The 26,184-nt window shown below is 61.2% G+C and carries 30 protein-coding genes; 16 read left to right on the top strand and 14 right to left on the bottom strand.

The window, feature by feature from the left end; genetic code table 11:
• The first annotated feature begins 31 nt into the window (after positions 1-31).
• Both M5B97_RS25020 and M5B97_RS25015 read left to right on the top strand, forming a co-directional pair.
• Positions 32-739, top strand: coding sequence for a CTP synthase (locus tag M5B97_RS25020; RefSeq protein ID WP_248732987.1), 708 nt, complete (start codon positions 32-34; stop codon positions 737-739).
• Positions 736-1,059 (top strand): antibiotic biosynthesis monooxygenase, encoded by a 324-nt coding sequence (locus M5B97_RS25015; protein ID WP_248732986.1) that lies wholly within the window; start codon positions 736-738, stop codon positions 1,057-1,059. The genes M5B97_RS25020 and M5B97_RS25015 overlap by 4 nt, the downstream gene beginning before the upstream one ends.
• Here the strand turns inward: M5B97_RS25015 and M5B97_RS25010 are convergent.
• Positions 1,056-1,379 (bottom strand): DUF2025 family protein, encoded by a 324-nt coding sequence (locus M5B97_RS25010; protein WP_248732985.1) that lies wholly within the window; start codon positions 1,377-1,379, stop codon positions 1,056-1,058. The genes M5B97_RS25015 and M5B97_RS25010 overlap by 4 nt on opposite strands.
• 229 nt (positions 1,380-1,608) lie before the next feature.
• Here M5B97_RS25010 and M5B97_RS25005 point away from each other — a divergent pair, with 229 nt between their 5' ends.
• The 5 genes from M5B97_RS25005 to M5B97_RS24985 all read left to right on the top strand — a co-directional run bounded on the left by M5B97_RS25005 (position 1,609) and on the right by M5B97_RS24985 (position 7,400).
• The gene (locus tag M5B97_RS25005; RefSeq protein ID WP_248732984.1) at positions 1,609-2,760 is read left to right on the top strand and encodes a glycerophosphodiester phosphodiesterase; all 1,152 of its coding nucleotides are present in this window, start codon (positions 1,609-1,611) and stop codon (positions 2,758-2,760) included.
• Between the two features lie 83 nt (positions 2,761-2,843).
• The gene (locus tag M5B97_RS25000; protein WP_123715616.1) at positions 2,844-3,149 is read left to right on the top strand and encodes a PepSY domain-containing protein; all 306 of its coding nucleotides are present in this window, start codon (positions 2,844-2,846) and stop codon (positions 3,147-3,149) included.
• A 178-nt stretch (positions 3,150-3,327) separates the two neighbouring features.
• Positions 3,328-4,500, top strand: coding sequence for a GAF domain-containing sensor histidine kinase (locus M5B97_RS24995; RefSeq protein WP_248732983.1), 1,173 nt, complete (start codon positions 3,328-3,330; stop codon positions 4,498-4,500).
• Positions 4,501-4,658: 158 nt separating this feature from the next.
• The gene (locus M5B97_RS24990) at positions 4,659-5,681 is read left to right on the top strand and encodes a transporter (protein ID WP_248732982.1); all 1,023 of its coding nucleotides are present in this window, start codon (positions 4,659-4,661) and stop codon (positions 5,679-5,681) included.
• 102 nt (positions 5,682-5,783) lie between these two features.
• Positions 5,784-7,400 carry an inorganic phosphate transporter gene (locus M5B97_RS24985; protein ID WP_248732981.1) on the top strand — a complete coding sequence of 539 codons (1,617 nt, stop codon included), beginning with the start codon at positions 5,784-5,786 and terminating at the stop codon, positions 7,398-7,400.
• A gap of 79 nt (positions 7,401-7,479) precedes the next feature.
• On the opposite strand, the gene M5B97_RS24980 is transcribed toward M5B97_RS24985, so the two are convergent.
• The 3 genes from M5B97_RS24980 to M5B97_RS24970 are packed head-to-tail and all read right to left on the bottom strand — an operon-like array spanning position 7,480 to position 10,142.
• Positions 7,480-8,454: a biotin-dependent carboxyltransferase family protein gene (locus M5B97_RS24980; RefSeq protein ID WP_248732980.1), complete on the bottom strand. Its 975-nt coding sequence runs from the start codon at positions 8,452-8,454 to the stop codon at positions 7,480-7,482.
• Between the two features lie 8 nt (positions 8,455-8,462).
• Positions 8,463-9,329: an allophanate hydrolase subunit 1 gene (locus tag M5B97_RS24975; RefSeq protein WP_248732979.1), complete on the bottom strand. Its 867-nt coding sequence runs from the start codon at positions 9,327-9,329 to the stop codon at positions 8,463-8,465.
• A gap of 54 nt (positions 9,330-9,383) precedes the next feature.
• A complete protein-coding gene (locus tag M5B97_RS24970) occupies positions 9,384-10,142 on the bottom strand; it encodes a 5-oxoprolinase subunit PxpA (protein WP_123715621.1) in 759 nt (252 codons plus the stop codon).
• Between the two features lie 103 nt (positions 10,143-10,245).
• On the opposite strand from M5B97_RS24970, the gene M5B97_RS24965 reads away from it, so the two are divergent.
• On the top strand, positions 10,246-11,163 hold the full coding sequence (locus tag M5B97_RS24965) for a LysR family transcriptional regulator (RefSeq protein ID WP_248732978.1): 918 nt from the start codon (positions 10,246-10,248) through the stop codon (positions 11,161-11,163).
• Here the strand turns inward: M5B97_RS24965 and M5B97_RS24960 are convergent.
• The gene (locus M5B97_RS24960) at positions 11,160-12,056 is read right to left on the bottom strand and encodes a LysR family transcriptional regulator (protein WP_123715623.1); all 897 of its coding nucleotides are present in this window, start codon (positions 12,054-12,056) and stop codon (positions 11,160-11,162) included. The two genes, M5B97_RS24965 and M5B97_RS24960, sit on opposite strands and share 4 nt — an antisense overlap.
• A gap of 111 nt (positions 12,057-12,167) precedes the next feature.
• Here M5B97_RS24960 and M5B97_RS24955 point away from each other — a divergent pair, with 111 nt between their 5' ends.
• Positions 12,168-12,926 (top strand): SDR family oxidoreductase, encoded by a 759-nt coding sequence (locus tag M5B97_RS24955; RefSeq protein ID WP_248732977.1) that lies wholly within the window; start codon positions 12,168-12,170, stop codon positions 12,924-12,926.
• Between the two features lie 3 nt (positions 12,927-12,929).
• Here the strand turns inward: M5B97_RS24955 and M5B97_RS24950 are convergent, their stop codons facing one another.
• Positions 12,930-13,781 (bottom strand): NmrA family NAD(P)-binding protein, encoded by an 852-nt coding sequence (locus M5B97_RS24950; RefSeq protein WP_248732976.1) that lies wholly within the window; start codon positions 13,779-13,781, stop codon positions 12,930-12,932.
• Positions 13,782-13,893: 112 nt separating this feature from the next.
• On the opposite strand from M5B97_RS24950, the gene M5B97_RS24945 reads away from it, so the two are divergent.
• Positions 13,894-14,799 carry a LysR family transcriptional regulator gene (locus M5B97_RS24945; protein WP_248732975.1) on the top strand — a complete coding sequence of 302 codons (906 nt, stop codon included), beginning with the start codon at positions 13,894-13,896 and terminating at the stop codon, positions 14,797-14,799.
• 111 nt (positions 14,800-14,910) lie between these two features.
• Here M5B97_RS24945 and M5B97_RS24940 read toward each other — a convergent pair whose 3' ends face one another.
• Positions 14,911-15,354 (bottom strand): multidrug/biocide efflux PACE transporter, encoded by a 444-nt coding sequence (locus M5B97_RS24940; protein ID WP_248733001.1) that lies wholly within the window; start codon positions 15,352-15,354, stop codon positions 14,911-14,913.
• Positions 15,355-15,443: 89 nt separating this feature from the next.
• Between M5B97_RS24940 and M5B97_RS24935 the strand changes: the two genes are divergently transcribed.
• Positions 15,444-16,298 carry a LysR family transcriptional regulator gene (locus M5B97_RS24935; RefSeq protein ID WP_248732974.1) on the top strand — a complete coding sequence of 285 codons (855 nt, stop codon included), beginning with the start codon at positions 15,444-15,446 and terminating at the stop codon, positions 16,296-16,298.
• A gap of 20 nt (positions 16,299-16,318) precedes the next feature.
• Here M5B97_RS24935 and M5B97_RS24930 read toward each other — a convergent pair whose 3' ends face one another.
• Genes M5B97_RS24930 through M5B97_RS24915 form a run of 4 tightly spaced genes read right to left on the bottom strand, consistent with a single transcriptional unit; the run spans position 16,319 to position 18,853 of the window.
• Positions 16,319-17,542 carry an RNA polymerase sigma factor gene (locus tag M5B97_RS24930; protein ID WP_248732973.1) on the bottom strand — a complete coding sequence of 408 codons (1,224 nt, stop codon included), beginning with the start codon at positions 17,540-17,542 and terminating at the stop codon, positions 16,319-16,321.
• On the bottom strand, positions 17,539-18,012 hold the full coding sequence (locus tag M5B97_RS24925; RefSeq protein ID WP_248732972.1) for an SRPBCC family protein: 474 nt from the start codon (positions 18,010-18,012) through the stop codon (positions 17,539-17,541). The genes M5B97_RS24930 and M5B97_RS24925 overlap by 4 nt, the downstream gene beginning before the upstream one ends.
• Before the next feature lie 34 nt (positions 18,013-18,046).
• Entirely contained in the window at positions 18,047-18,391 is a 345-nt protein-coding gene (locus M5B97_RS24920; protein ID WP_123715629.1) for a YciI family protein, read from the bottom strand.
• A 42-nt stretch (positions 18,392-18,433) separates the two neighbouring features.
• Positions 18,434-18,853: a nuclear transport factor 2 family protein gene (locus M5B97_RS24915; RefSeq protein WP_248732971.1), complete on the bottom strand. Its 420-nt coding sequence runs from the start codon at positions 18,851-18,853 to the stop codon at positions 18,434-18,436.
• A gap of 146 nt (positions 18,854-18,999) precedes the next feature.
• On the opposite strand from M5B97_RS24915, the gene M5B97_RS24910 reads away from it, so the two are divergent.
• Entirely contained in the window at positions 19,000-19,500 is a 501-nt protein-coding gene (locus tag M5B97_RS24910) for a GNAT family N-acetyltransferase (protein ID WP_248732970.1), read from the top strand.
• Positions 19,501-19,559: 59 nt separating this feature from the next.
• Here M5B97_RS24910 and M5B97_RS24905 read toward each other — a convergent pair whose 3' ends face one another.
• A complete protein-coding gene (locus M5B97_RS24905) occupies positions 19,560-20,042 on the bottom strand; it encodes a GyrI-like domain-containing protein (protein WP_248732969.1) in 483 nt (160 codons plus the stop codon).
• A 194-nt stretch (positions 20,043-20,236) separates the two neighbouring features.
• Between M5B97_RS24905 and alaC the strand changes: the two genes are divergently transcribed.
• Positions 20,237-21,448, top strand: coding sequence for an alanine transaminase (gene alaC, locus M5B97_RS24900; RefSeq protein WP_123715633.1), 1,212 nt, complete (start codon positions 20,237-20,239; stop codon positions 21,446-21,448).
• Positions 21,449-21,541: 93 nt separating this feature from the next.
• Here alaC and M5B97_RS24895 read toward each other — a convergent pair whose 3' ends face one another.
• Both M5B97_RS24895 and M5B97_RS24890 read right to left on the bottom strand, forming a co-directional pair.
• Complete coding sequence (locus M5B97_RS24895) at positions 21,542-22,894, bottom strand: GntP family permease (protein ID WP_134660063.1); 1,353 nt, start codon at positions 22,892-22,894, stop codon at positions 21,542-21,544.
• Positions 22,895-22,978: 84 nt separating this feature from the next.
• Positions 22,979-23,512 carry a gluconokinase gene (locus M5B97_RS24890; protein WP_060754088.1) on the bottom strand — a complete coding sequence of 178 codons (534 nt, stop codon included), beginning with the start codon at positions 23,510-23,512 and terminating at the stop codon, positions 22,979-22,981.
• A gap of 213 nt (positions 23,513-23,725) precedes the next feature.
• Here M5B97_RS24890 and M5B97_RS24885 point away from each other — a divergent pair, with 213 nt between their 5' ends.
• From M5B97_RS24885 to M5B97_RS24875, 3 genes are all read left to right on the top strand, one after another.
• The gene (locus M5B97_RS24885) at positions 23,726-24,757 is read left to right on the top strand and encodes a LacI family DNA-binding transcriptional regulator (protein WP_248733000.1); all 1,032 of its coding nucleotides are present in this window, start codon (positions 23,726-23,728) and stop codon (positions 24,755-24,757) included.
• A 314-nt stretch (positions 24,758-25,071) separates the two neighbouring features.
• The gene (locus M5B97_RS24880; protein WP_248732968.1) at positions 25,072-25,311 is read left to right on the top strand and encodes a DUF6124 family protein; all 240 of its coding nucleotides are present in this window, start codon (positions 25,072-25,074) and stop codon (positions 25,309-25,311) included.
• Between the two features lie 238 nt (positions 25,312-25,549).
• A complete protein-coding gene (locus tag M5B97_RS24875) occupies positions 25,550-26,182 on the top strand; it encodes a glutathione S-transferase (protein ID WP_123715636.1) in 633 nt (210 codons plus the stop codon).
• Positions 26,183-26,184 lie beyond the last annotated feature (2 nt).

The following is a 26,184-nucleotide window of genomic DNA, read 5'->3' as shown; positions in this document are numbered from 1 at the left end:
TCAGGACACCACAAGCCATGGGCCGTACACGATGAAAACCACCGCGCTGCACCTCGCCCTGATCGGCGACTACAACCCCGAGGTGATCGCTCACCAGGCCATTCCCGTCGCCCTGCAACAAGCGGCCGACACCTTGAACCTGAACGTTCACGTGCAGTGGCTCGATACGGACTCACTCACACCGGACACGGACCTGCACAGCTTCGACGGCTTCTGGTGCGTGCCTGCCAGCCCCTACCGCGACACCGACGGCGCCTTGCGGGCAATTCGATTTGCCCGCGAGCAAAAACGCCCTTTCCTCGGCACCTGCGGCGGTTTTCAACACGCAGTACTCGAATATGCCCGCCATGTACTGGGCTGGGCGGATGCCGAACACGGCGAACTGGCGCCCGACGCCAAACGCGCCGTCATCACCCCCCTGAGCTGTGCATTGGTAGAGGCGAGCGACACCGTGCGCCTGGCGCCGTACACCCGAATTGCCGAGGCCTACGGCACCCTGGATATCCATGAAGGCTATCGCTGCCGTTATGGCATCAACCCCGAGTTCGCCAACGCACTGCTGGAAGGCGACCTGATTCCCAGTGGCCATGACTCGGCGGGCGATCTGCGCGCCGTGGAGCTCTTGGAGCATCCGTTTTTCGTCGCCACCCTGTTCCAGCCGGAACGGGCAGCACTCGCAGGCACTACGCCGCCACTGGCGATCGCGCTGCTGCAGGCTTGCCAAGGACTATCACGATGATCGCCAACACCCCTTCCCCGCCCTACTACGCGGTGATTTTCAGCTCGCTGCGCACCGAGGGCGATCAAGGCTACGGCCAGGCCGCCGCGCGCATGCTGGAACTGGCACGTGAACAACCCGGGTTTCTCGGGGTGGAGTCGGCGCGCGAAGACGGCCTGGGGATCACCGTGTCCTACTGGAGCAGCGAGTCAGCCATCCGGGCCTGGAAGCAGCAAGCGGAACATTGCCAGGTGCGCGAACAAGGCCGCGCCACCTGGTACTCGGCGTTTCATACGCGGGTGTGCAAGGTGGAGCGGGCCTACGGTTTTGATCGCAATTAACTGACCAGACTGCGCAACGCACTGATCTGCGGGATCTCCACCCGGCGCATATACACACGCAGCGGTTCGGTGATGTTGAGGCGATCATCGATATTTTGATCCAGCAGCAACTGAATCCGCTCGCGGGACAACGTCATGGTGTGGTCGGCTGCAGGCAGCCAGACAAATTCGGCCGTGGGGATGATGCCGTCGTCGGCCACGTCCATGCCGAAGGCATCTTCGCTGAAACGCACGATGTACTGGCCGGTTTTGCGGTTCAGGCCGACAAAACCATGAAGTTGGTCGGCGGCCTGGCAGATAAGCTCGGAGGTGATGCGCATGGTAAACCTCACTGAAAAGTCCCACAGGGACTGGAAAGATGGTTTACACGCGTGGCACAAATGACCGCCCTCTAACGGAGCATTGGGGCAAGAGTACTGCAAGACTGCACAAAAAAACCCAAAAATTGGCCCGTGCGCACGTTAATGTCGGTTTGGTGATAGCGCCATTCGCAATCAATTGTTAAAAAGGACGCCTTCTCAAAGTTACCTCCACGAAAGGACTTCGCATATGCCTGTCACGTTTTCCAACGGCTCGGTGCCCACCACTGTCGGGAGTGCCCTGCTGCTCACGCTGATGCTCGGCCTCGGCTCTGCACAGGCTGCCGAACCGATCAGCCCGGCTGAATTGGCGACAAACGAAGGCATTCCGTACCCCGCGGTCATCGCCCACCGTGGCGCCTCCTACGACGCCCCGGAGTCCACCGCTGCCGCTTACAAGGTCGCACGCGACCTGGGCGCCGACTACCTGGAAATGGACCTGCAGCGCAGCAAGGATGGCGTCCTGTTCGCCCTGCACGACAACAACCTGCAACGCACCACCGACGTGGCCACCAAATTCCCCGAGCGCAAAGACGCCCCGGCCAATGAATTCACTTGGGCCGAACTGCGTACCCTGGACGCCGGCAGCTGGTTCAACGCCGCCTACCCGGACCGCGCCCGCCCAGGTTTCGTGGGCCTGAAAATCCAGAGCCTGGACGACATCATCAAGATCGCCGAAGGCAACCCACAGCACAAACCCGGCCTGTACATCGAGACCAAAGAGCCCAAGCAATTCCCGGGAATCGAAGCCGACCTGAAAAACAAGCTGCTGGATAAAGGCTGGCTGAGTTCCGCCGGCTCCAAGCTGGGCAAGAGCAACACCGGCGTCGGCCAGGGTAAAGGCCGCGTGGTATTGCAGACGTTTGAAAAAGACAGCTTGAAAGAGCTGCAGAAGGAAATGCCCAACACCCCGAAAATCCTGCTGTTGTGGGTCGGCGCCGGTAGCATTGAGCCCAAATCCACGCAGACCTTCGCTGAGTCCGGCGCACCGACCAAAGCCGCCTACTACGCCAAGCAAGAACCGAAAGACGCCGCCGAGTTCGAAAAATGGGTCGACGAAGCCAAAAGCCTCGGCGCTATCGGCACCGGTCCCTCGGCCGAGCTGACCAACCATGGCGACCAGAGCTACACGGACCTGGTCAAGCCTGAAATGAACAAGCTGACCCACGACAAGGGCCTGCTGGTGCATGTCTACACCGTGGATGAGCCGGTGGATTTCAAGAAAGTCATGGACGCCGGTGTCGATGGCATCTTCACCAACCGCGCCGCTGAACTGTTGAAGTTCTACAATCGCTTCCCGTCGTCGAACGTCAAGCAGTTGCTGGCAGACCACGGTTACTGAGTCAAAGCGCCATTAAGGATGAATTAAGTTGCGCCGGTTAATCTGGCGCCACTTAAGCAGCTAACCCTAGAAGGACATTGACCATGAAAACCCTGACCACCCTGTTCGCCGCCACCGCCCTGACCCTGGCTGCCGGCCTGGCCCAAGCCGATGTTCGCCCGGACCAGATTCCCAGCCTGCTCAAGTCTGGCGAGGTAATGGCATTCGAAAAACTCAACGCCGCCGCCCTGGCCAAACACCCTGGCGCGACCATCACCGATACCGAGCTGGATCACAAAAACGGTGTGCTGGTGTATGAGGTAGACGTTACCGACACCACCGGCAAGAAGTTTGACGTCAAGCTCGATGCCAAGACCGGCGCCGTGCTGGAAGACAAGCAAGACACGTGAATCGGGCTTATGAAAAACCGCGTCACCTTCGGGTGACGCGGTTTTTTTATGGGCGTTTGAACGTCTGGAGCAACGTCTATTTCCGACCCTCGGATGCACCTTAATCGTGCAAGGTCGGTAGACTCTCACTGTCTGGCCAGGGCACAACGCCCGGCGCCCAACGGTTCGAGAGTGCAGCATGGAGCAAAGGATCGCCGACATCGCCATGATTGGCCGAATCAGCGTCGTACCCGCGATGCTCAAAGTCATCTGCGACACGACCGGCCTGCGTTTTGCTGCCGTCGCGCGGGTGACCGACGACAACTGGACCGCCTGCGCCGTGCTCGACCAACTCGATTACGGCGTCGGCGTGGGCTCGGAGTTGGACCTCACCACCACGATTTGCCACGAAATCCACCGTTCACATGAGGCCGTCGTGATCGACAAGGCCAGTGAAGACCCGATCTACCGCAACCACCACACGCCACGCATCTACGTGTTCGAAAGCTATATTTGCGTGCCGGTGTTCCGTACGGATGGGCGTTTCTTCGGCACGATCTGCGCGCTCGACCCTATCCCCACAGCCCTGCGTGGCAGCCCTATCCAGTCGACCATGGAGTCGTTTGCCCGGGTGCTCTCGCTGCAAATCGAAGCCCAGGAAAGCCAGCAACGGACCGACGCCGATTGGCAGGAAGAACGGGGTACCGCCGAGCTGCGCGAGCAATTCATCGCCGCGCTGGGACATGATCTGCGCAACCCGCTGTTTGCCATCAACTTCAGTGCCGAGCGGTTACTGCGCAAACATCCCAGCCCTGTGAGCGACCCACTGGTGCGCCATATCCTCACCTGCGGGCGCCGCGCGTCACAACGGGTCGAGGACGTAATGGACCTCGCCCGTGGCCGGATGGGCAGTGGCATGGCCCTGCGCCTCACCCATTGCGCGGATTTGCAGGATGCTTTGCGCCAGGTGGTGGCCGAAGTGCATGGCCTGCACCCGCTACGGCTGATCCACGCCGATATCGGCGACCTGCACAACGTGTACGGCGACCGCGAACGCCTGGCGCAATTGCTCTCCATTCTGCTCGTCAACGCCCTCCATCACGGTAACCGGAACAGCCCGGTATACGTCACGGCTGAGATCGAGCACGCTCACTTGACGGTGGCAGTGAAAAACGCCGGGCAGATCGCTGAACAGACCTTGCCACGCCTGTTCCAGCCTTTCTCACGCCCGCTTCCCGGCACGCTCGAGACCGGCCTGGGCCTGGGTTTGTATATCGCCAGGCAGATTGCCGATGCCCATGGCGGTGAGTTGAGCGTGACCAGCCATGAACAATACGGCACCCAATTCAGCTTCCGCCTGTCCCTGCTCTGATCCGGGGGCTGCTGCCCGATCGCGGCGCGAATGGCCGCGTCAGTGTCTTGAAATGCCGCCAACGCCTTAAACGGTCACAAAATTGTCAAATATCCTTGCAATGATTCGACCACGCGAACCTGTGAAACGTCCTACAGGCGCTTTCTCTGCGAGCCTCCATGAACCACAGCATCGACCACAGCCATCAGGATTCCGATCTGTTTGGCCTGCTTTACGGTTTTCGGTTTCGACCTGGCGAAAAAGGCGAGCAGATTGATTCGGCCACCGCGCTCAAGGCCCTGCAGGAACCTTCCGATCCACAGGAGTTCCTGTGGCTGCACCTGAACCTTGCCCATGCGGCCTGCCAACGGTGGATGCAGGCGCATCTGTCATTACCCGAAGAGTTTTTCGAGGCCCTGCACGAAGGTTCACGCTCCACGCGTATCGAGCACGTCGACTCCGCGCTGCTGGCGGTGGTCAACGACGTGGTGTTCAACTTCAGCAGCATGGTCTCATCGGATATCTCCACATTGTGGGTGTGCGCCCGTAGCCGCTTGCTGGTGAGCGCACGCCTGCAGCCGTTGCACTCGGTGGACAAACTGCGCTCGTCGGTAAAGGCCGGCGAACAGTTCCGCTCCCCTCTGGAGTTGCTGGTGCATCTGCTGCGCGATCAAGGCGAAGTGCTGACGCAGATCGTGCGCAAGACCAGCCTCAGCGTCGACCAGGTCGAGGATCAGTTGCTGTCCTCGCGCTTGTCCACCAACCGCGCCGAACTGGGCGCCGCGCGCCGCGTGCTGGTGCGCCTGCAACGCCTGCTGGCGCTGGAGCCGGGCTCGCTGCTGCGCCTGCTCAATCGCCCGCCGCAATGGCTGCAAAAGGAAGACGTGAAGGAGCTGCGCAAGTCCACCGAGGAATTTGCGCTGATCATCAATGACCTGACGGCCCTGGGTGAACGCATCAAGCTGTTGCAGGAAGAGATCGCGGCCAACCTCAACGAACAAAGCAACCGCACGCTGTTCACCCTCACCGTGGTGACGGTGCTGGCCCTGCCGATCAACATTATTGCCGGCTTTTTCGGCATGAACGTGGGCGGCGTGCCGCTTTCCACGGACCCGCAGGGGTTCTGGATCCTGGTGGCCTTGGTGGTAACGTTTACCTTGATTGCCGGGCGCTGGGCGTTCAGAAAGCGCAACGATTACTGACCAGCGGCTCACTCAATCTGCCAAACACTGACGTATGGCAGCATCTCTGTAACATTCTGCAATGATCATGAACGGCATCCTCCTCACACTGGATGCTCCGGCATGGCCACCCCTTCCCTGACTGCCTCCACCACCGCGTCACACACAAACCCCAAACCCAGGCTGGACAAGAAACCCGGCCTGGTGACCGTGATCATTTTCTTCGCGGTGCTCGCCATGGGCCTGTTGTTCACCGCCTACAGCCTGATGCACGACATGCACGAACTGGGCACGGTGGTCACCACCTGGACACCCTTCCTGTTGCTGGGTGTGGCGTTGTTGATCGCCCTGGGTTTTGAATTCGTCAACGGCTTTCACGACACCGCCAATGCCGTCGCCACAGTGATCTACACCAACTCAATGCCGCCGCATTTTGCGGTGGTCTGGTCGGGCTTTTTCAACTTCCTCGGCGTGCTGCTCTCCAGCGGTGCGGTAGCGTTCGGCATCATCGCGTTGTTGCCGGTCGAGTTGATTTTGCAGGTGGGTTCGTCGGCCGGTTTCGCGATGATCTTCGCCCTGCTGATCGCGGCGATCCTGTGGAACCTCGGCACCTGGTGGCTGGGGTTGCCGGCGTCGTCATCCCACACCTTGATCGGCTCGATCATCGGCGTCGGCGTGGCCAATGCGCTGATGCACGGGCGTGACGGCACCAGCGGTGTGGATTGGAGCCAGGCGATCAAGATCGGTTACGCATTGCTGCTGTCGCCGCTGATCGGCTTCGCTTTTGCCGCAATGCTGCTCCTGGCCCTGCGCGCCTTTGTGAAAAACCGCGCGCTGTACAAGGCCCCGAAGGGCGACACCCCGCCACCTTGGTGGATTCGTAGCATGCTGATCGCCACCTGCACCGGTGTGTCCTTCGCCCACGGTTCCAACGACGGCCAGAAGGGCATGGGCTTGATCATGCTGATCCTGGTGGGCACCTTGCCCATGGCTTATGCGCTGAACCGCACCATGCCCGCCGAGCAATCGTTGCAGTTCGCAGCGGTGGCCGAGGTGACCCAAGTGGCATTGGTGAAAGCTGCACCACAGGCATTGCCGGGTGACCCACGGCCGATCCTCTCGACCTATGTACGCACCAAGGAAGCCACCCCGGAACTGGTGCCCGCCCTCGCCGCCCTCGCCGGCCAGATCGGCGACGAAGTCAAAGGCTACGGCTCCCTGGCCAAAGTCCCTGCCGAAGCCGTAGGCAACGTGCGTAACGACATGTACCTGACCAGCGAGACCATTCGCTTGATGGACAAAGGCAAGGTCGGCAATTTCGATGCCGATACCCAGAACAAACTGAAGCTGTTCAAAGACCAGATCGACAACTCCACGCGCTTTATTCCGCTGTGGGTGAAGATCGCCGTGGCTATCGCCCTGGGGCTGGGTACCATGGTCGGCTGGAAGCGCATTGTGGTAACGGTGGGCGAGAAGATCGGCAAGACTCACCTGACCTATGCCCAAGGCGCCTCAGCGGAAATGGTTGCGATGCTGACCATCGGTGCGGCGGATATGTATGGGCTGCCGGTGTCGACCACCCATGTGTTGTCCTCGGGTGTGGCCGGGACCATGGTGGCCAATGGCGGTGGGTTGCAGATGCGCACTATCCGTAACCTGGCAATGGCATGGGTGCTGACATTGCCCGCGGCAATCCTGCTTTCAGGCAGCCTCTACTGGTTGTTCACCCAACTGTTCTGACCCACCACAAAACCCGATATGAACAGAGGACTGACTGTGTAAGGGGCTTGCCCCTCCCCCATTCGGTCCTCTGCATTTTTCAGGCAGTGAACAGCCCACGCATTATTTGCAGGCGTTTTTTATAGACCCGCCGCGCCTCCAACGCCTCCTCCAACGTTACCGCCATAAACCCCGCGCGCTGGTTCGGTTGCATCTGCCCGATCAAATCCAGGTCGGCGCTGATCACCGTGCCGATCATCGCGTAGCCACCCCCCGACACCGCATCCCGATGCAGCACAATCGGTTCCAACCCGGCCGGTACCTGGATCGAGCCAATCGGGTAGCAACTGTCGACGATATTGGACGGATCGGACCCGGCACCAAAGGGTTGCTCCCGCGGCTGAAAGCTCAACGCACTGCCGCCCTTGAAGCGATAGCCGATACGGTCCGCCTCGGACCCCACGGTCCAGGGCTCGGCAAAAAAGCTGCTTTTTGCCGCGTCGGCCAGCCGCTCGTAATACAACCCCGGCACCACCCGCAATGTCACATCACCGCCGACCGACCGACGCAGGGCCATCGGCAAACTATTGCCCGCCCGCCCGCGTCCACTGGCCTGGCCAATCGGCAGTTCATCGCCTTCCTGCAAACGTCGCCCCTCAAACCCACCGAGCCCGCCAAGGGTGTAGGTCGAACGGCTGCCTAGCACCAGCGGCACATCAATGCCCCCGGCCACCGCCAGATAAGTCCGCGCGCCGGCCATGGGAAATTCAAAGCTCAACACCTGCCCGGCACGCACCTGGAACGCGGTGTCCTGGTGCACCACTTCGCCATCCAGGCGCGGCGACATCAGCGCACCGCTGAGCGCCACCAGCGCGTCCTGTCGAAACTCAAGCTGCGGGCCGATCAATGTGCACTCCAGCCCCGCCGCACCGATCGGGTTGCCCACCAGATGGTTGGCCGCGCTCAACGCATATTGGTCCAACGCACCCGACGGCGGGATGCCCAAGTGGTAATAACCTTCACGGCCAAGGTCCTGCACGGAGGTGGCCAGGCCGGGTTTGAGCACCTTGATCATGCCAATGCCTACTGCAGGGTTTTCGGGTAGCCGACGGGGTCGGCGAGAAACGCGTCGAGGGAAAATTCCACTGGGCGGATGCGCAGGTCGAAACGGCCGGCCTCCACCTCGGCGACGGCCAGGTCGTAGGCTTCGCGGTCCATGGGTCTGAACTGCACGATGTCACCCGGGCGGAAGAACACCATGTGTTCCTTGAGGTAGGCCAACTGCTGCGCCGGGTCATAGATCGGCGCCGGCGTCACGCCGAACATCTGGTAACCGCCGGCGCCGCGCACCGAGTAGATGCAGCCAAAGCAACCGCCATGGCCCAGGGTAAGTTTCGGCGTGTCGGTGCGCGGGCGCAGGTACTTGGGCACCTGCAGCTGGCGCTCACGCTCGACCATCTGGAACATGAACGGCAAGCCCGCGACAAATCCCACCATCGACACAAACCATGGCGCGCCACTGTGGGCAGCAATAAACGCATCCACGTCAGCCAGGCCATTGATACGTGCGGCGTACTCCAGATCGGTGCTACCCGGGTCTTGATGACGGTCGCGAAAACGCATCAGGGTTTCATGGGTCCAGGGATCGTTGTAAAGCACCGGGATTTCGATGATGCGCGTGTGCAAGGTGCGTTCGGCCACGGCCTGGGCTTCGGCGCTTTGCACCGCATCGAGCAGCACATGGGGCGCGATGCGGTCGGGGTCGAAGCGGATCTGGAAAGACGCATTGGCCAGGCATACATCCAGCACGCCCTCCAGGGCCAGGCGCTCCACGGCGCGGGTCACGGCCATGCCTTTGAAAAATGCCTGCAGGGACATGCTGTCGCTGACCTCGGCAAACAGGTGTTCATCACCGCCGAAGCTGTAGCGGATGGGGGACGTTTCAGCCATGTCTGTTCCTCTTGGAATCATTGTAGAAAGGCAGGCAAAAATGGAGGTTCGATCTTATTGGGGTGTTCTGACTTCGATGCCGGCCCGGTCCAAGGCTTCGCGAGTGGCTTCCACCAATTCCAGGGCGCCAGGCGTGTCGCTGTGCAGGCAGATGGAGTCGAACTCGATAAACAGATCCTCACCTTCTACGGTCCGCACCAAGTTGGTCTGACAGGCGCGCAGTACCCGTGCCGCAACCGTTGCAGGGTCGAGCGCACGCACATGGCGGGTAAACACGATGGAGCCGCTGAGATCGTATTCACGATCGGCATAAAACTCCCGCACCACGGGTTGCCCCAGCTCCTTGGCCACTCGCCAGATCACTGAGTTAGGCATGCAGTACAACAGCAGGGTCGGCTCAATGATCTGCAGGTTTTGCACCAGCAGCCGCGCCGCTTCTTCGTCACGGGCCAGGTGCATATAGAGCGCGCCGTGGGGCTTGATATGTTGCAGCGTCAGCCCCTGGACGCGGGCGATTTCGCGCAAGGCGCCCAGCTGATAGAGCATGTCGTCCACCAGCTCCTGGGCCGGTGCGTTGATATGCCGGCGACCGAACCCCACCAAGTCGCGGAACCCCGGATGGGCACCGATGGCAACGCCCAGTTGCTTGGCGCGCTCAACGGTACGGCGCATGGTGCCGGGGTCGCCGGCGTGAAAGCCGGTGGCGATATTCGCCGAGCTGATGTAGGCCATCAGTTGCGCATCGACACCATCGCCAATGGTCCAGGGGCCGAAGCCTTCGCCCATGTCCGAGTTGAAATCCACTGCCTGCATCAAGGTCGCTCCCTTCAAGGTGATGCTGGAAAGTAGGCCCGGGCTTGACCCCTTGGGAAGATCTATTATCAGATGACCCATCTTCTGAAAAACAGATACCGCCATGTCCCTGACGTTGCGCCAAGTCCGCTACTTCGTCGCCACCGCCGAGATCGGCCAGATTTCCCAGGCGGCGATTCACTTGAACATCTCCCAGTCGGCGGTCACTACGGCGATCAAGGAACTGGAGGCCATGCTTGGCGTGCAGTTATTCGTGCGCTCGGCCCAGGGCATGAACCTGACCGACGCCGGCCGGCACTTTCTCAACCGCGCCTACGTGATCCTGCGCAGCGTCGACGACGCACTGAACAGCCCATTGCCCGACTACCGCGCCAGCGGGGTGTTGCGGGTAGCCGCCAGCTACACGGTACTGGGTTATTTCCTGCCGCATCACCTGCAACGCATGGAACACTGGCACCCGGACGTGACCATCGAGGTCTTCGAGCAGGAACGCCAGGCCATCGAACAGGGCCTGCTCGACGGCCAGTTCGACATGGCCGTGGTGCTCACCGCCAACCTCACCCATCCGGCCATCGTTTCCGAGATCCTGTTCAACTCCGAACGCCGACTGTGGCTGCCCAGCCATCACCCGCTGTGCGAACGCAGTGCCGTGAGCCTCGCGGATGTAGCGCAGGAACCCTACATTCTGCTCACCGTCGACGAGGCCGAACACAGCGCGATGCGTTACTGGGAGCAGGCCGGGCAAACACCCAGGGTGCGGCTGCGCACCAGTTCGGTGGAGGCGGTGCGCAGCATGGTCGCCAACGGCAGCGGTGTGGCGATTCTGTCGGACCTGGTGCACCGGCCCTGGTCCCTGGAAGGCAAGCGTATCGAAACCCTGACCGTCACCGACCCGGTCACGCCCATGAGCGTCGGCCTGGCGTGGCACCGCGAACGTGCGTTCACCCCGGCAATGCAGGCGTTCCGCGATTACTTCCACGACGCCTTCCTGGCGCCGCAGCAATTATCGGCACGCCGTTAATGACGGGCTTGCAGAATGGCCGCCATCCAGTCCATGAACACCCGCACGCGCAGAGGCAAATGGCGCTGGCCGGCGTACAACAAGGACACGTCCAGCGGCGGCGCCGGGTAATCCGGCAGCACCGCCACCAATTTCCCACTGGCCAATAAGTCGCCAATACCCAGCTGCGGCACCTGGATGATGCCAAATCCGCCCAGGCACGCGGCCTGGTACGCATCGGTGCTGTTGACGGTGACGCGCCCGGCCATTGCCACACGCTCCACTTTGCTGCCCTGCTGATATTCAAAACCTGCCGAGCGCGCGCCCAAGGGCCTCACGTAATGCACCAATTGATGATGAGCCAGGTCAGCCAGGGTCTCGGGCATGCCATGACGTTGCAGGTACGCAGGGCTGACGCAATTGACCATCGGCATGCTGCACACGCGGCGCGCCACCACGGTCTGGTCGGGCTGGGCGCCCACCCGCAGCACACAATCAAAGCCTTCAGCGATCAGGTCTACCTGGCGGTCCGTACTGCTGATTTCCATCTCGATCAGCGGGTGACGCTCCATGAAAGTCGGCAGGTGCGGCAGGAGCATGTCCCGCGCCATCACGTTGGGCAGGTCCACTCGGATACGCCCGGCCAGTTGGGTTTCGTCCTGGCGGAACAAGCCTTCCAGTTCCTCCATATGGGCCAGCAGATCCTTGCTGCGTTCATACAAAACGCGGCCGTCCTGAGTCGCCTGCACCTTGCGCGTGGTGCGCTGCAGCAAACGGGCGCCGAGCAGTTCCTCCAGCGCCTGCACATGCTCGGAGACGGTGGAGCGCGGCAGGCCCAGGCTCTCGCCCGCCTGGGTGAAACTCGACAGTTCGGTAACGCGCACGAAGGTGCGCAGCAACTCAAGCTTGTTCATGGGATTGTTCGCCTTATCCGGCCAGTGATTCCGATAAAGCCCTGTTTATCACGTTGTGAGCGGACAAATACACTCAGTGCCACATCCAACCAATCACAAGGAACTCCCATCATGACGCGTAAAATCGCACTGATTACCGGCGCCAGTCGCGGCCTGGGCAAAAGCGCCGCGCTGCACCTGGCCGCACAAGGCATCGACATCATCGGCACCTACCATAGCGCCGCCGGTGAAGCCCAAGCCGTGGTCGAGCAGGTTCAAGCCTTGGGTGGCCGCGCCGCCATGCTGCAACTGGATGTCAGCCGCAGCGACACGTTTGATGGCTTCGTCAGCGAAATCACCACAGTGCTCAAAGATGTTTTCGCACAGGATCACTTCGATTTTCTGATCAACAACGCCGGCATTGGTACCCACGCCAGCTTTGCCGACACCACCGAAGCACAGTTCGATCAATTGGTGGCGATCCAATTCAAGGGGCCGTTTTTCCTGACCCAGAAGCTTTTGCCGCTGATCCGCGACGGCGGCCGCATCATCAATATCTCCAGCGGCCTGGCGCGATTCAGCCTGCCGGGATATGCGGCGTATGCCGCCATGAAAGGCGCGATGGAAGTCCTCACCCGCTATCAGGCCAAGGAATTGGGTGGGCGCGGCATCACCGTGAACATCCTGGCGCCCGGCGCCATCGAAACCGATTTCGGCGGTGGTGCCGTGCGCGACAATCAGGATCTGAACGCGATGGTCGCCAATAACACCGCTCTGGGCCGCGCCGGTTTGCCGGACGATATCGGCGGGGCTATTTCCATCTTGCTGGCCGATGGCAGCAACTGGATCACCGGCCAGCGTATCGAGGCCTCGGGCGGCATGTTTTTGTAAGGCTCAAGCGCCGCTGCGTTGCACCAACTCGCGAAGCACAGTGCCCAGTTCGACCGTGCCTTTGCGAGGGGTGCCTTCGAATTCGATCCACCCTTCGTTAAAGCCGTTGATCATCTGAATCCGCGGCAGCGGGTTGCGCATGCCTTGGCCGCTGAACAGCCCATGCCAGGTCTCCTGGGGGATCTCGTCGACGGCGACCGGTTTACCGAGCACGCGGGCAAACTCGGCGGCCAATTGGTTAGGGGTAATGCGTTGTGCCCCTTCCAGTTCCACGATACGCGGGCTGGGCTCCAGCAGCAGTTCGGCGGCCACACGTCCGACATCCGCCGTAGCAACCATCGGCACCGATTTGTCCAAGGGTTGCAGGAAACTTGAGATCCGCCCTGCAACCGCCGACGCTACATCCCACAGGGCGTTTTCCATGAACCAGCCGGGCCGCAAAAACGTCACCGGCAATTCCAGGCTGCCCACAGCTTCCTCCAGCAGGTGCAGTTGGTTGAGCAGGTTCGGTTGCACGGCCTGAGCGCCGATGGTGGAGAGGCACACCACCTTGCCAGGGCGCGCACACGCCAGGGCCTGACGGATGTTTTCCACCACCCGCCGGGCTTCCGGAAAGCCCGGCGACGGATCGAAGTTCGACGGCATCATGATGAACACGCCCTTCACACCCGCGAAGGCTTCAGCCATGGCTTGGGGATCATCCACCTCCGCCACTGCCACCTCACACCCACGCGCGGCCCAACTCACGCCTTTGTCGACGCTGCGCACCACGGCGCGTACCGGCTGCCCAGCCGCGAGCAGAGCGCGGGCAACGGCGCCACCGACTTTTCCAGTGATACCTGTGACTGCATACATCAACGTTCTCCCTTGCAAAGGCGACTTGCGTCGCGATGGGGAAATTATCCTGCGCAGCCCAAGGATTCTTCGATAGCATCAGTGTCATTGCATACCTGACGGAAAATCATCAATGAGCTTTGACCCGAGCTTGGCCGGTGGCATGGGCGTATTGGCGGCGGTGGTCGACAGCGGCAGCTTTGCCCGTGCTGCCGACAGCTTGGACATGACGGCGTCCGGTGTCAGCCGGGCGATTTCGCGCCTGGAGAAACGCCTGGGTATCCGCCTGTTCGACCGCACCACCAGGTCGGTGCAATTGACTGACGAGGGGCGCCGGTTCTATCAACACATCGCGCCCCTGCTGGCGGGCCTTGAAGAGGCTGCCAGTTCGGCGGCCGACAGCGCCCTGACCGTGCGCGGGCGCCTGCGGGTGAATATCGATCCGTATTTTTCGCGGCTGGTGCTGGGCCCGGTGCTGGGCGACTTCATGCGCCGCTATCCGCAATTGCAGTTGGACCTGCACACCCGTGACCAACTCGGTGACCTGGTGGCCGATGGTTTCGACCTGGCGATTCGCTTCGGCATCCCGCAATCCTCCTCGCTGATCGCCCGTCAGTTGATGGACGTGCGGGTGCTCACCGTGGCCGCCCCCGCTTACCTTGAACAATACGGCCAACCCGCAGTGCCTCAGGATCTGGAACACGGGCATATGTGCCTGGATTTTCGCGATTCCCAAACCGGCCGTCCATTTGCCTGGGAATTCCATCGCCCCGGTGAACGACTGATCGTACGTACCGATGGCCGCCTGGTGGTCAACGACGCCAGCACGTTATACAGCGTGTGCGAGCACGGCCATGCGGTGGCCCAGATGCTCGACCTGGGCCTGGCCCCGGCACTCAAGGCCGGCAGTTTGGTGGAGTTGTTTCCCGACTGGCCCGACGAGCGCTTTCCGCTGTACGCCTACTATCCGTCACGGCATTTACCTGCCGCCAAGGTGCGGGCGTTCCTGGATTTTGTAAGCTCGCTCACCTGTCTGTAGGCGCTCGCTTGTTGTGGCGAGCAAGCTTGCTTGCGCTGGGGTGCGAAGCGCCCCTGAAAGCGTGCGCCAGCTGCGCTGTCGCACGGGAGCAAGCCCCCTCGCCACAGCATGCTAGCTCCTGCACTGGATAGCGTTTTTGCTGACGATTTTTTCCCGGATAACGTCATACCCCCAGTGATACACATAGGTGTACGGCAGGAAAAACAGCAGTACGCCGATGTCGAGCATAAACGCCTGCATCAGGCTGATATTCAGCCACGCCGCGATCAACGGCACGGCGACGAGAATCAGCCCGCCCTCAAACAGCAACGCGTGCACTACCCGCGTCCACGCGCCGCCGGTCAATTGCAGGCGGACCTTCAGGCGGTCGAACAGGCTGTTGAAAATGATGTTCCAGGTCAGCGCCAACAGGCTGAGGGCCAAGGTCACCGCGCCCATTTCCAGGACCGGCCGGCCAGTGATCCACACCAGCAGCGGTGTACAGATCAACAAAGCCAACCCCTCAAAACCCAGGGCTTGACCAACACGTTCAGTAATCGACTTGGTAGGGTGCATCACCTGCGCTCCATGAATGACGATGGTTGCCATGATTACCCTTTGAATCGATACTTCATAACCAATAACCATCGACAAAGGCGATAGTCATGGCGTCCAACGAAGTGCTGCAAGCGTTTGTGCAGGCAGCTACCCAAGGCTCGTTCTCCGCTGCGGCGCGTAAGCTGGGCAAGAGCCAATCCACCGTCAGCGCGGCCGTCGCTAGCCTGGAAATTGATCTGGATGTGGCGCTGTTCGATCGCAGCAGCCGCAAGCCGACGCTCACACCCGCCGGCCATGTGCTGTTGCAACGGGCCGAGCAGGTGCTGGAGGCCAGCAGCCGCCTGGAGATGGCGGCCAACCAGCTGGCCCGGGGGTTGGAACCGAAGCTGAGTATCGCCATGTCCGATACGTACCAGTCCGAGCGTTTCGAAATCGTCCTGAAAGCCTTCGAGCAACGCTACCCGGAGCTGGAGCTGGAATGGCTGATTGCCGAGTGCGAAGACCTGATCGACCTTGTGCAAAGTGGCCGGGCACAGATCGCGTTCATTGAAGCCCAGGAGGTTTATCCGCCCGACCTGAGCCGTGCTCCCGTCGCGGAGCGCGCAGAGATCGCTCTGTTCGTGGCGCCCACCCATCCACTGGCCAAGCTGGAGAACATTGACCAGCGGTCGTTGCAGCAACATCGGGAATTACGCCTGGCGAGCATTATCAACCCCAATGAAACCCGCGCCACGGGCCGCGTGTGGTCAGCGCCGAGCTTTCTGATGCTGATGGAGATGGCCCAACTCGGTTTCGGTTGGGCGGCGCTGCCCCGCTGGATGGTGGAACGCTTTGGCAATGCCGGGCTGGTTGAACTCACCGTGCGCAGTTGGCCACGCTCGGTGACGGTGGATGCACTGTGGTCGCGCCAACACCCACCGGGCCCGGCAGGCAGTTGGATGCTGCAGAAAATTCTCGAATAGCCCTCAAGCCGCTTCCCGCCTCATTGCCTGGGTTGGTTGAGTTCGGTGAGGCGTCGTTCGATGAAGCGTTTTTCTGGCGTTTGCCGGGTCAGTGACAGGGCTTTTGCGTAAGCCGCACAAGCTTCTTCGGTGCGCCCCAACTGGCGGCAAAACTCCCCTCGCGCCGCATGCGCCAAGTGATAATCCAGCAACTCACCACGCAACAAAATGCCCTCGACCAGCGCCAACCCCGCCAGCGGTCCTTGCCACATCGCCACCGCCACGGCGCGGTTCAATTCGATCACCGGCGACGGCACTTCCCGAAGCAACACGTCGTAAAGCCCGACAATCTGCAACCAATCGGTGTCCTCGGCGCTGGCTGCCTCGGCGTGCACCGCCGCAATCGCCGCTTGCAGGCAATACGGGCCGAAACGCCCCGCGGTCAATACCTGTTCTACCAACGCGCAGCCTTCAGCGATCAAGGATGCGTCCCACAAACCACGGTCCTGCTCCTGCAACAGCACCAACTCACCAGCGGCCGAAGTACGCGCGGCGCGACGGGATTCGTGCAACAGCATCAACGCCAGCAAGCCCATGACCTCAGGCTCCGGCAACAGCTGCGCCAGCAAGCGGGCCAGGCGGATGGCTTCGCGGGTCAGGTCTTCCCGGGTGAGGTCTGCCCCCATAGACGCCGAATAGCCCTCGTTGAACACCAGGTAAACCACACGCAATACGCTGTCGAGACGTTCAGGCAACTCCGCCAGGGACGGCACCTGATAGGGGATTTTCGCTTCACGGATCTTGCCCTTGGCGCGCACGATGCGCTGGGCGATGGTGGTGGGCGAAGCCAGAAAAGCACGGGCGATTTCCTCGGTGGTGAGGTCGCAGATCTCACGCAACGTCAACGCCGCCTGGGCGTCGGCGGCCAGCGCCGGGTGGCAGCAGGTGAAGATCAGGCGCAGACGGTCGTCTTCCACGTCTTCCTCATTCCAGTCGACCGCCTCCAGCGCATCGGCCTGCTCCTGCAGTAATGGGCTGAATCGGGCTTGGCGGCGCAGACGGTCGATGGCTTTGAAGCGGCCGGTGGAGACCAGCCAGGCCCGGGGATTGTTCGGCACGCCGTCCTGTGGCCAGCGCTGCACGGCAACGAAAAACGCTTCGTGCAGGGCTTCTTCGGCCAGGTCGAAATCACCGAGCAAGCGAATCAGCGTCGCGAGTACGCGCCGTGATTCGCTGCGGTAGATCGCCTCAATCGGCAGCGTCAATCGGCCATGCCTTGGGTCACCAGCGTCACCAGGCGGTCCAGGCTCTGCCCCCAGCCATCGTGAAACCCCATGGCCTCGTGGGCCTGTTTGTCTTCAGCATTCCAATGCATGGCGCGCGCGGTGTAGCGGGTTTTACCGTCGACCTCTTCGAAAGTCACCTCAGCGGTCATGAAGGGCTTGCCTGAAGGGATCCAGCCAGGCGCAAAAGCATCGGTGAACACCAGCCGGTTGGGCGCATCGATTTCCAGGAACACGCCCTGGGTTGGATATTCGCCGCCGTCGGGGGCGCGCATGAGGGTGCGAAACAGGCCACCGACCCACAGGTTCATTTCGCACTCGGGGGTGGTCATGCCATGGGGGCCCCACCATTGTTGCAATAGCTCGGGCGTGGTCCAGGCGCGAAAGACACGGCTGCGCGGGGCGTCGATCAAGCGGCTGATGGACAGTTCGAAGGGAGCTTGGGTATTCATCGTCAATCCTCTTGAGTTCTTATGATTGTGATGCTCAGAGATTCAATTCACGTACGGGACGCACTTCCACACTGCCGACCCGCGCCGCTGGAATGCCGCCGGCTACCTGGATTGCGTCGTTCAGGTCCTTGGCCTCGATCAGGTAAAAACCGGCCAACTGCTCCTTGGTTTCAGCAAACGGCCCATCGGTGATCGACAACTTGCCATTGCGCATGCGCACAGTGGTGGCGGTGGTCACCGACTCCAGCGGCTCGGCGGCCAGCATGCGGCCGCTGGCCTGGATGGACTGCGCGTAGGCGAAACACTCCGGGTCTTGGGGGCTGTCCGGCGAGGTGTGCAGCACCTGCTCGTTGCTGTAGATCAGGCAGAGGTATTTCATGTGCGTCTCCGTTTTCGGACTAATGACTATAGTTCGCTGCGCTCAAGGTTTCAGCTCGAACAAGGCGACGCCGGTTTGCATATCGAAGGGCGCCGACCAATGCTCGTGCACGACCTTCCATTGGCCATTGATGCGCGCATAACCGGCCGTCACCCGCATCCAGCACGACTTCACCACGCCATCCGGGCCGGCACCGCCGCAATGGGCCAGCCAATGGGCAAATGCGCTTTCCGGGGCGTCTACAATGCGCAGTTCATGGAACTCGAAAATACCCGGGCCCGGACAGTGTTCCATGCACGCTTCCCAGTGGGCGCGGTAGGCCGCCTTGCCCTTGAATTGCAGCGCGGCAACGGCGTCGAACGAGACGATATCGTCGGCGTAAAAGCTGACAATCCTGTCGATATCCCGGGCAAGCACAGCGTGCTTCCATTGGTCGATCAGAGAGTTGATGGCAGTGCTCATAACGATACTCCTTTGGGGTAAAAATCACGAAGGACACCCCTGGTCGAATCGCCGCCGGCTCAATCGACACAACGCTGAAAAATAATTCAGCCGCCTGCAAACCCGCTAGAATCCGCGTCCCCGTGCAGGATTGAGATTCACCGCCAATGGAAACCCGCCTCGTCCCCTATGAGACGCTGAGCCTTGTGCAAAAACAGCAGCTCGAGACCCTGCAAGTGCACCCCGAGCAACGGGCATTTTCCGGCGATATCGACTGCGCGCTGAACAGCCTGCTGGTCAATCCCAACCCCGCCGCCGTCAAAGGCTTCGCCCTGCTCGCCGAAGACCGGCCCGTGGCCTTCCTGCTGCTCAAGCGCCCGCCATGCCTGCCCCATTGGGCCGATGAACACAGCGCCTCGCTGCACGCTTTGCAAGTAGACCGCACGCAGCAAGGGCGCGGGTTCGGCAAGGCATGCCTGCTGGCGCTGCCGGCAGCGGCGATGCAGGCCTGGCCGCAGATCAAGGGTTTGGAGCTGTCGGTGGACAGGGACAATGTAGCGGCGATGGGGTTGTATCTGGCGACCGGGTGGGTGGACAGCGGGGAGGCCTACCAGGGCAGGACTGACTATGAACGGAGGTTGCGGTGGAGGTTCAGCCCGTCGATGTAACGTAAACATGACTGTTTGACGGTTATGTCATGTTTACGTGACATCGGCCCGCAGCCGTTTCAGGCCTTGGCTTCGATTGGCAACCAGATTTCCACCGTGCCGGTGCCCTTGCGCCCATCAAAATCGGCGCTGTAGCGTTCGAAATCCGCTCCGGCCACTTTGTAGCCCGAGTGCGGCAACCACTCGAACATGATGCGCTCGTAAGTCTGTTCAAGCGCCTGCACCGGGCCATGGTGCGGGAACACGGCGTAGCGATGTGCATGAATTTCGATGGTTTCGAAGTTGCTCGGCGCGTCGCCCTTGGACGCGACTTCCACCCCGGCCATGTAATCGAACTCGCCGTGGCTGGGGTTATGACACACCCCATAGGTCAAACCGCCAACGCGCTTCTTGATGTCCTTGACGCAGGTATCAAATAGCTCCCACAACTTGGGAATATCGCCCACGGTGGCCTTCGAATAGCGCCCTTGCACACCCGCAATCACCAGCGCCTTGCCGTCTTCCAAGCGTGGTTCCAACGGTTGTTTCGTCTGCTGATCCATACGAACAGTCTCCTTCTTATGAGGGAACAAGCCCGCATCGAGTATAGGGGTATATCTGCGCCGCACACCATGCAGAAAAATTTCCTACACATATGGACATCTGGCCATCATCGACCGTATTGTCTGCCCGCAGGCCACCGCAGTGGCCAACGTCGCTCGGACGGTTCCGGGCGCTTACGTACCTCGAGGCAACAATGGCAGACCAAGGTTCGCCGCGCCGCTTTGCGCGCATAGATCGACTCCCCCCTTACGTATTCAATATCACTGCCGAGCTGAAGATGGCTGCGCGTCGGCGCGGCGAAGACATCATCGACTTGAGCATGGGTAACCCAGACGGTCCCACTCCACCGCACATCGTGGAAAAACTGGTCACCGTCGCCCAGCGTGAAGACACCCACGGCTACTCCACCTCCAAAGGCATTCCGCGCCTGCGCCGCGCCATTTCACGCTGGTACAAGGACCGCTATGAAGTGGACATCGACCCCGAGTCGGAAGCCATCGTCACCATCGGTTCCAAAGAGGGCCTGGCGCACTTGATGCTGGCCACCCTGGACCAGGGCGATACCGTGCTGGTGCCCAACCCCAGTTACCCGATCCATATCTACGGCGCCGTGATTGCCGGCGCCCAGGTGCGATCAGTGCCGCTGGTGCCCGGCGTGGATTTCTTCGCCGAACTGGAACGGGCGATTCGCGGCTCGATCCCCAAGCCAAAAATGATGATCCTGGGCTTTCCGTCCAACCCCACCGCACAGTGCGTGGAGCTGGACTTCTTCGAACGCGTGATCGCCCTGGCCAAGCAGTACGACGTGCTGGTGGTCCACGACCTGGCCTATGCCGACATCGTCTACGACGGCTGGAAGGCCCCGTCGATCATGCAGGTACCGGGCGCCAAGGACATTGCGGTGGAGTTTTTCACCTTGTCCAAGAGCTACAACATGGCCGGCTGGCGCATTGGTTTCATGGTGGGCAACCCGGAATTGGTCAGCGCCCTGGCGCGTATCAAGAGCTACCACGACTACGGCACGTTCACCCCGCTGCAAGTGGCGGCCATTGCAGCGCTCGAAGGTGACCAGCAGTGCGTCAAGGACATTGCCGAGCAGTATCGCCAACGCCGCAACGTGCTGGTCAAGGGCCTGCATGAATTGGGCTGGATGGTGGAAAACCCGAAGGCGTCGATGTATGTCTGGGCAAAGATTCCCGAAGCGTATGCCGCCATGGGCTCGCTGGAGTTTGCCAAGAAGCTGCTGCTGGAAGCGAAGGTATGCGTGTCGCCGGGCATCGGGTTTGGCGAGTATGGGGATGATCACGTGCGCTTTGCGCTGATCGAGAACCAGGATCGGATTCGCCAGGCGGTGCGGGGGATTCGCGGGATGTTCCGCGCGGATGGGCTTGTCACCAAAGCCTGATCCAACTCATGGGAATGTGGTCAAGTGTGGGAGGGGGGGCAAGCCTCCTCCCACCTTTTTGACCGGGTGTTGCTGGGTTGTGCCGTGTGCGGGTCAGACCACCAGCGACAACAGCATGATGAAGATCAACGCCACCACCGACAGGATGGTCTCCATGGCCGTCCAGGTCTTGAAGGTCTCGGCCACGGTCATATTGAAGTACTGCTTCACCAGCCAGAACCCGGCATCGTTGACGTGAGACAAAATCAACGACCCCGCCCCCGTCGCCAACACCAGCAGTTCACGATTGACCCCGGGGATCATCCCCACCACCGGCACCACGATGCCCGCGCCGGTGATAGTCGCCACGGTCGCCGAACCGGTCGCCACACGAATCACCGCCGCCACCAGCCACGCCAGCAAAATCGGGTTGATCTGCGCGGTCACCGCCATATGGCCGATCACGTCACCCACGCCGCTGGTCACCAGCATCTGCTTGAAACCACCACCGGCACCGATGATCAGGATGATCGCGGCAGTCGGCGCAAGGCTCGCGTCGAGCAACTTGAGGATCTGCTTGGAACCGATGCCCTGACGATGGCCGAAGGTGTACAGCGACAGCAGCAACGCCAGCAGCAGTGCAGTGATCGGGTGGCCGATCATGTCCATCCAGTTGCGAATGCCATGGCCGTCCGGCAGGGCAATGTCGGCGAAGGTTTTGAGCAGCATCAGGAACACCGGCAGCAGCACGGTGATCAGCGTTACGCTGAAGCTGGGCAGCGACTTGTTTTCAGTCTCGCGGGCCAGTTGGTCCACCAACTCCTGGGACGGATTGCCGGGGATGTACTTGGCGATAAACGTACCGAAGATCGGGCCGGCAATGATGGCGGTCGGCAGTGCGACGATCAGGCCGTACAGGATGGTCTTGCCGATGTCCGCGCCAAACACGCCGATAGCCAGCAGCGGGCCCGGGTGCGGTGGCACCAGGCCGTGCACCGCCGACAGGCCGGCGAGCAGTGGGATGCCGATCTTGATCAGCGACACACCGGTGCGCCGCGCGACGATAAACACCAGCGGGATCAGCAACACAAAGCCGATCTCGAAGAACAGCGGGATGCCCACCAGGAATGCGGCGAACATCATGGCCCACTGCACCTTCTCCTTGCCGAAGGCTCGAATCAGGGTCTGGGCGATCTGATCGGCACCGCCGGATTCGGCCATCATCTTACCGAGCATCGTGCCCAGGGCGAGGATGATGCCGACAAAGCCGAGCACCCCGCCGAAGCCGTCCTGGAACGCCTTGATGATTTTGTCGACGGGCATGCCCGAGGTCAGGCCGAGAAAACCTGCGGCGATGATCAGCGCGATAAAGGGGTGAACTTTGAACCGGGTGATCAAGACGATCAGTCCGATAATGGTGACCACTGCATCTAGCAGCAGGTAGGACTCGTGGGACATGCCAAACATGGGGGGTCTCTCCTGTTTGTTGTTGTTATTAAAGCGGGTGTTGAATTTCCTGTCGGGGATAGCGCTATCTTTTCCGGCAAAAAATTAATGAGTAGGTTCAAAGCCGTGTTGCAGCCACCAGGCATGAGTCTGCCTGGCCAGGGCCTCGACGCTGTCTTCGCTGGCGTTGAGCGCCAGGGTCAGCGGCTCGCCCTTCGGCGATTCAAGGGTGGCGAACTGGCTGTCGATCAGGCTTGCCGGCATGAAATGGCCGGGGCGATGGGACACGCGGTCGGCGGCCACGGCCCGGGTCAGTTCCAGGAACACGAAACCCAGGCCCGGTGCGGCTTCACGCAGGTGGTCGCGGTATTTCTTCTTGAGCGCCGAACAGGTGAGCACGGGATGCTCGCCGGCCTTGAGCGCGCGGCGCAGTTCATCGCAGAGGATGTCGAGCCAACCGGCGCGGTCGTCGTCGTTGAGAGGGTGGCCGGCACTCATCTTCTCGATGTTGGCGGCGGGGTGAAAGCTGTCGCCTTCAATGGCGGTGGCGCCGTTCAGGCGGCACAGGGCCTCGCTGACACTGGACTTGCCACAGCCGGAAACACCCATGATGACCAGGGCGGTAACAGGTTGACTCATGAAACACCTCAGGACGCAGATAGCGCTACCTTTGCACGCTGTAAGGCTAGTGCAAAAACAGGCTTTTCCCGCGCCGTCTTGTCTTTTTTTATGGAGTGACGCGTGCATCCTCTCCAGCGATTTGAACGGGATCAGGCAACCCTACGTTCAAGCATTTGCAGCCTTTTGGAGACAGCGCTACCTTAGTGCCTCGATTTTTGTTTGGCAAGCCGCCTGATGACCTCCAAGAACGATAAAAAATTGCGCACCACGGGTCGCCCGACCCTCAACGAAGTTGCCCGCCTGGCTGGCGTCAGCCCGATTACCGCCTCTCGCGCCCTGCGCGGCATCAGCACCGTGGCCACCGAGCTGGTGGAAAAAGTGCAACACGCCGCCAGTGAACTGAATTACGTCGTCAATCCCGCCGCCCGCGCCCTGGCCTCGGCGCAAAGCCACTCGGTGGTGGTGCTGGTGCCATCGCTGTCCAACCTGCTGTTTATCGAAACCCTCGAAGCCATCCACCAAGTGCTGCGCCCCAAGGGCTTTGAAGTGCTGATCGGCAATTCCCATTATTCGCGCGATGAAGAAGAAAACCTGCTGCGCAACTATATGGCGTATCAGCCACGAGGCTTGCTGCTGACCGGCTTTGATCGGACTGAAAGTGCGCGACGAATGGTCGAGGCCAGCAATGTGCCCTGCGTCTACATGATGGACCTGGACCCCAACGCCGGCGTGAACTGCGTGGGTTTTTCACAGTTGGCGGCCGGTGAAACGGCGGCCGCACATTTGCTGTCACGTGGGCGCAAGCGCCTGGCTTACATCGGCGCGCAACTGGACCAACGCACGTTACTGCGCGGTGAAGGCTTCCGCCGCGCACTGCAACAGGCAGGCATGTACGACCCGGCGCTGGAGTTGCTGACACCACGCCCCTCCTCCGTGGGCCTGGGCGGCGAGCTGTTCCTGCAGATGCTGGCAAGCCATCCCGATGTGGACGCGATCTTCTTCGGCAACGACGACTTGGCCCAGGGCGCACTGCTGGAAGCCCTGCGCCACAACATCAATGTGCCGGAACGCGTAGCGGTGCTGGGCTTCAACGACTTGCCGGCGTCGTCCTTCATGGTGCCGCGCCTGAGCAGCATCAGCACCCCGCGTGAGGCCATTGGGCGACGTGCGGCGGAACATTTGTTGAGCATCATGGCGGGCAACAAAATCGCCAAACCCGTGGTGGATATGGGGTTTGAATTGCAGGTGCGGGAAAGCACGTAGGACGACTGTAGGACGCGGCTGACATTGCGATCAGCGCCTTGCCCGGCTGCCTACGCTTACGTCAGAATCCGCCGGCTTGTGCGCCTGGAAGGGGGTCTCTAAGGTTTGCCGGTCGCTGAATTTCTCGGTGACCGGGTTTAGTAGCCCATGTTCGGACTTCTCAGTGCACAAGCCCAAGCGAAATGTTTGATGGCGGCTGTGCGTAGGGCACCCTTGGGTGCGCCGGCTTTGGAGTCCACCGGTCTACTAACCTGCGTACAGCTGCCACCCTCGTTTAGTAGCGAAGAGGCGGTGGCCAATTCCTGGACTATCCAATGATCAAAGAAATCGACACGCCGCCAACCACCCTCTTCACCCTCATCCCCGATGTCCCGACCGAAACCCTGCTGATCAACAGCTACGAAACCCTGTGCTCCGTCAGCACCTTGCTGCTTGACCTGTCCGATGACCTTACAGGCAAACACCGCGATGTCGCCCTGGCCATCCACCAGCTCAGCGAACTGAGTGTGTTGCTGGTGGGCAAAGCCATGGACCAGCACACGCCCCGCTACTGACACGCCCTGCGCAGGAGTGAGCTTGCGTGGCGAGGGAGCTTGCTCCCGCTGGAGTGCGAAGCACTCCCAGACCGGTTGACGAAGTGTATCTGACCCATATCGATCGCACGGTTTGGGGCCGCTTCGCAGCCCAGCGGGAGCAAGCTCCCTCGCCACGACAAGCTCGCTCCTACAGGGCATTGCTTACAAATTGTTTCGTCGTGCTAGATTGGCCACTCTCCACTGCAAGGGAAGCACCATGGGACACTCACTGAAAATCCTCGGCCGCACGTCCTCCATCAACGTGCGCAAAGTACTGTGGACCTGCCAGGAACTGGGCATCGACTACGTACGTGAAGACTGGGGCATTGGCTTCAAACCCACTCAAGCCGCCGAATTCCTTGCCCTGAACCCCAACGCCCAGGTGCCGGTGCTGATCGATGACCACGGCGTGCTGTGGGAATCCAACACCATCTGCCGCTACCTCGTCGGCCTGTACCAACGTCACGACTTGCTTCCCGCCGAACCCGCGCCCCGATCCAAGGTGGAGCAATGGATGGACTGGCAAGCCACCGAACTCAATCCATCCTGGGGTTATGCGTTCCATGCGCTGGTGCGCAAAAACCCGGATTACCAGGACCCGCAGCGCCTGCGCGCCGGCGTGCAGGCGTGGAATGACAAAATGGGGCTACTCGAACAACAGCTGGCCAAAACCGGCGCCTACGTGGCCGGTGATGAATTCACCCTGGCCGATATCCTCGTCGGCCTCTCGGTGCACCGCTGGCGGAACGCGCCGCTGGACCACCCGCCTTACCCGGCAGTCGAGGCCTATTACCAGCGGCTCAGCCAGCGCCCGGGCTTCCAGGCCTTTGCGCTCGACGGTCATAACTAAAT

Source organism: Pseudomonas sp. MWU13-2517 (assembly GCF_023242545.1).
In the GTDB taxonomy this organism is placed as follows: Bacteria; Pseudomonadota; Gammaproteobacteria; order Pseudomonadales; family Pseudomonadaceae; genus Aquipseudomonas.
Note: the sequence above shows the minus strand (reverse complement) of the source record. Positions and strands in the feature narration are given on the sequence as shown.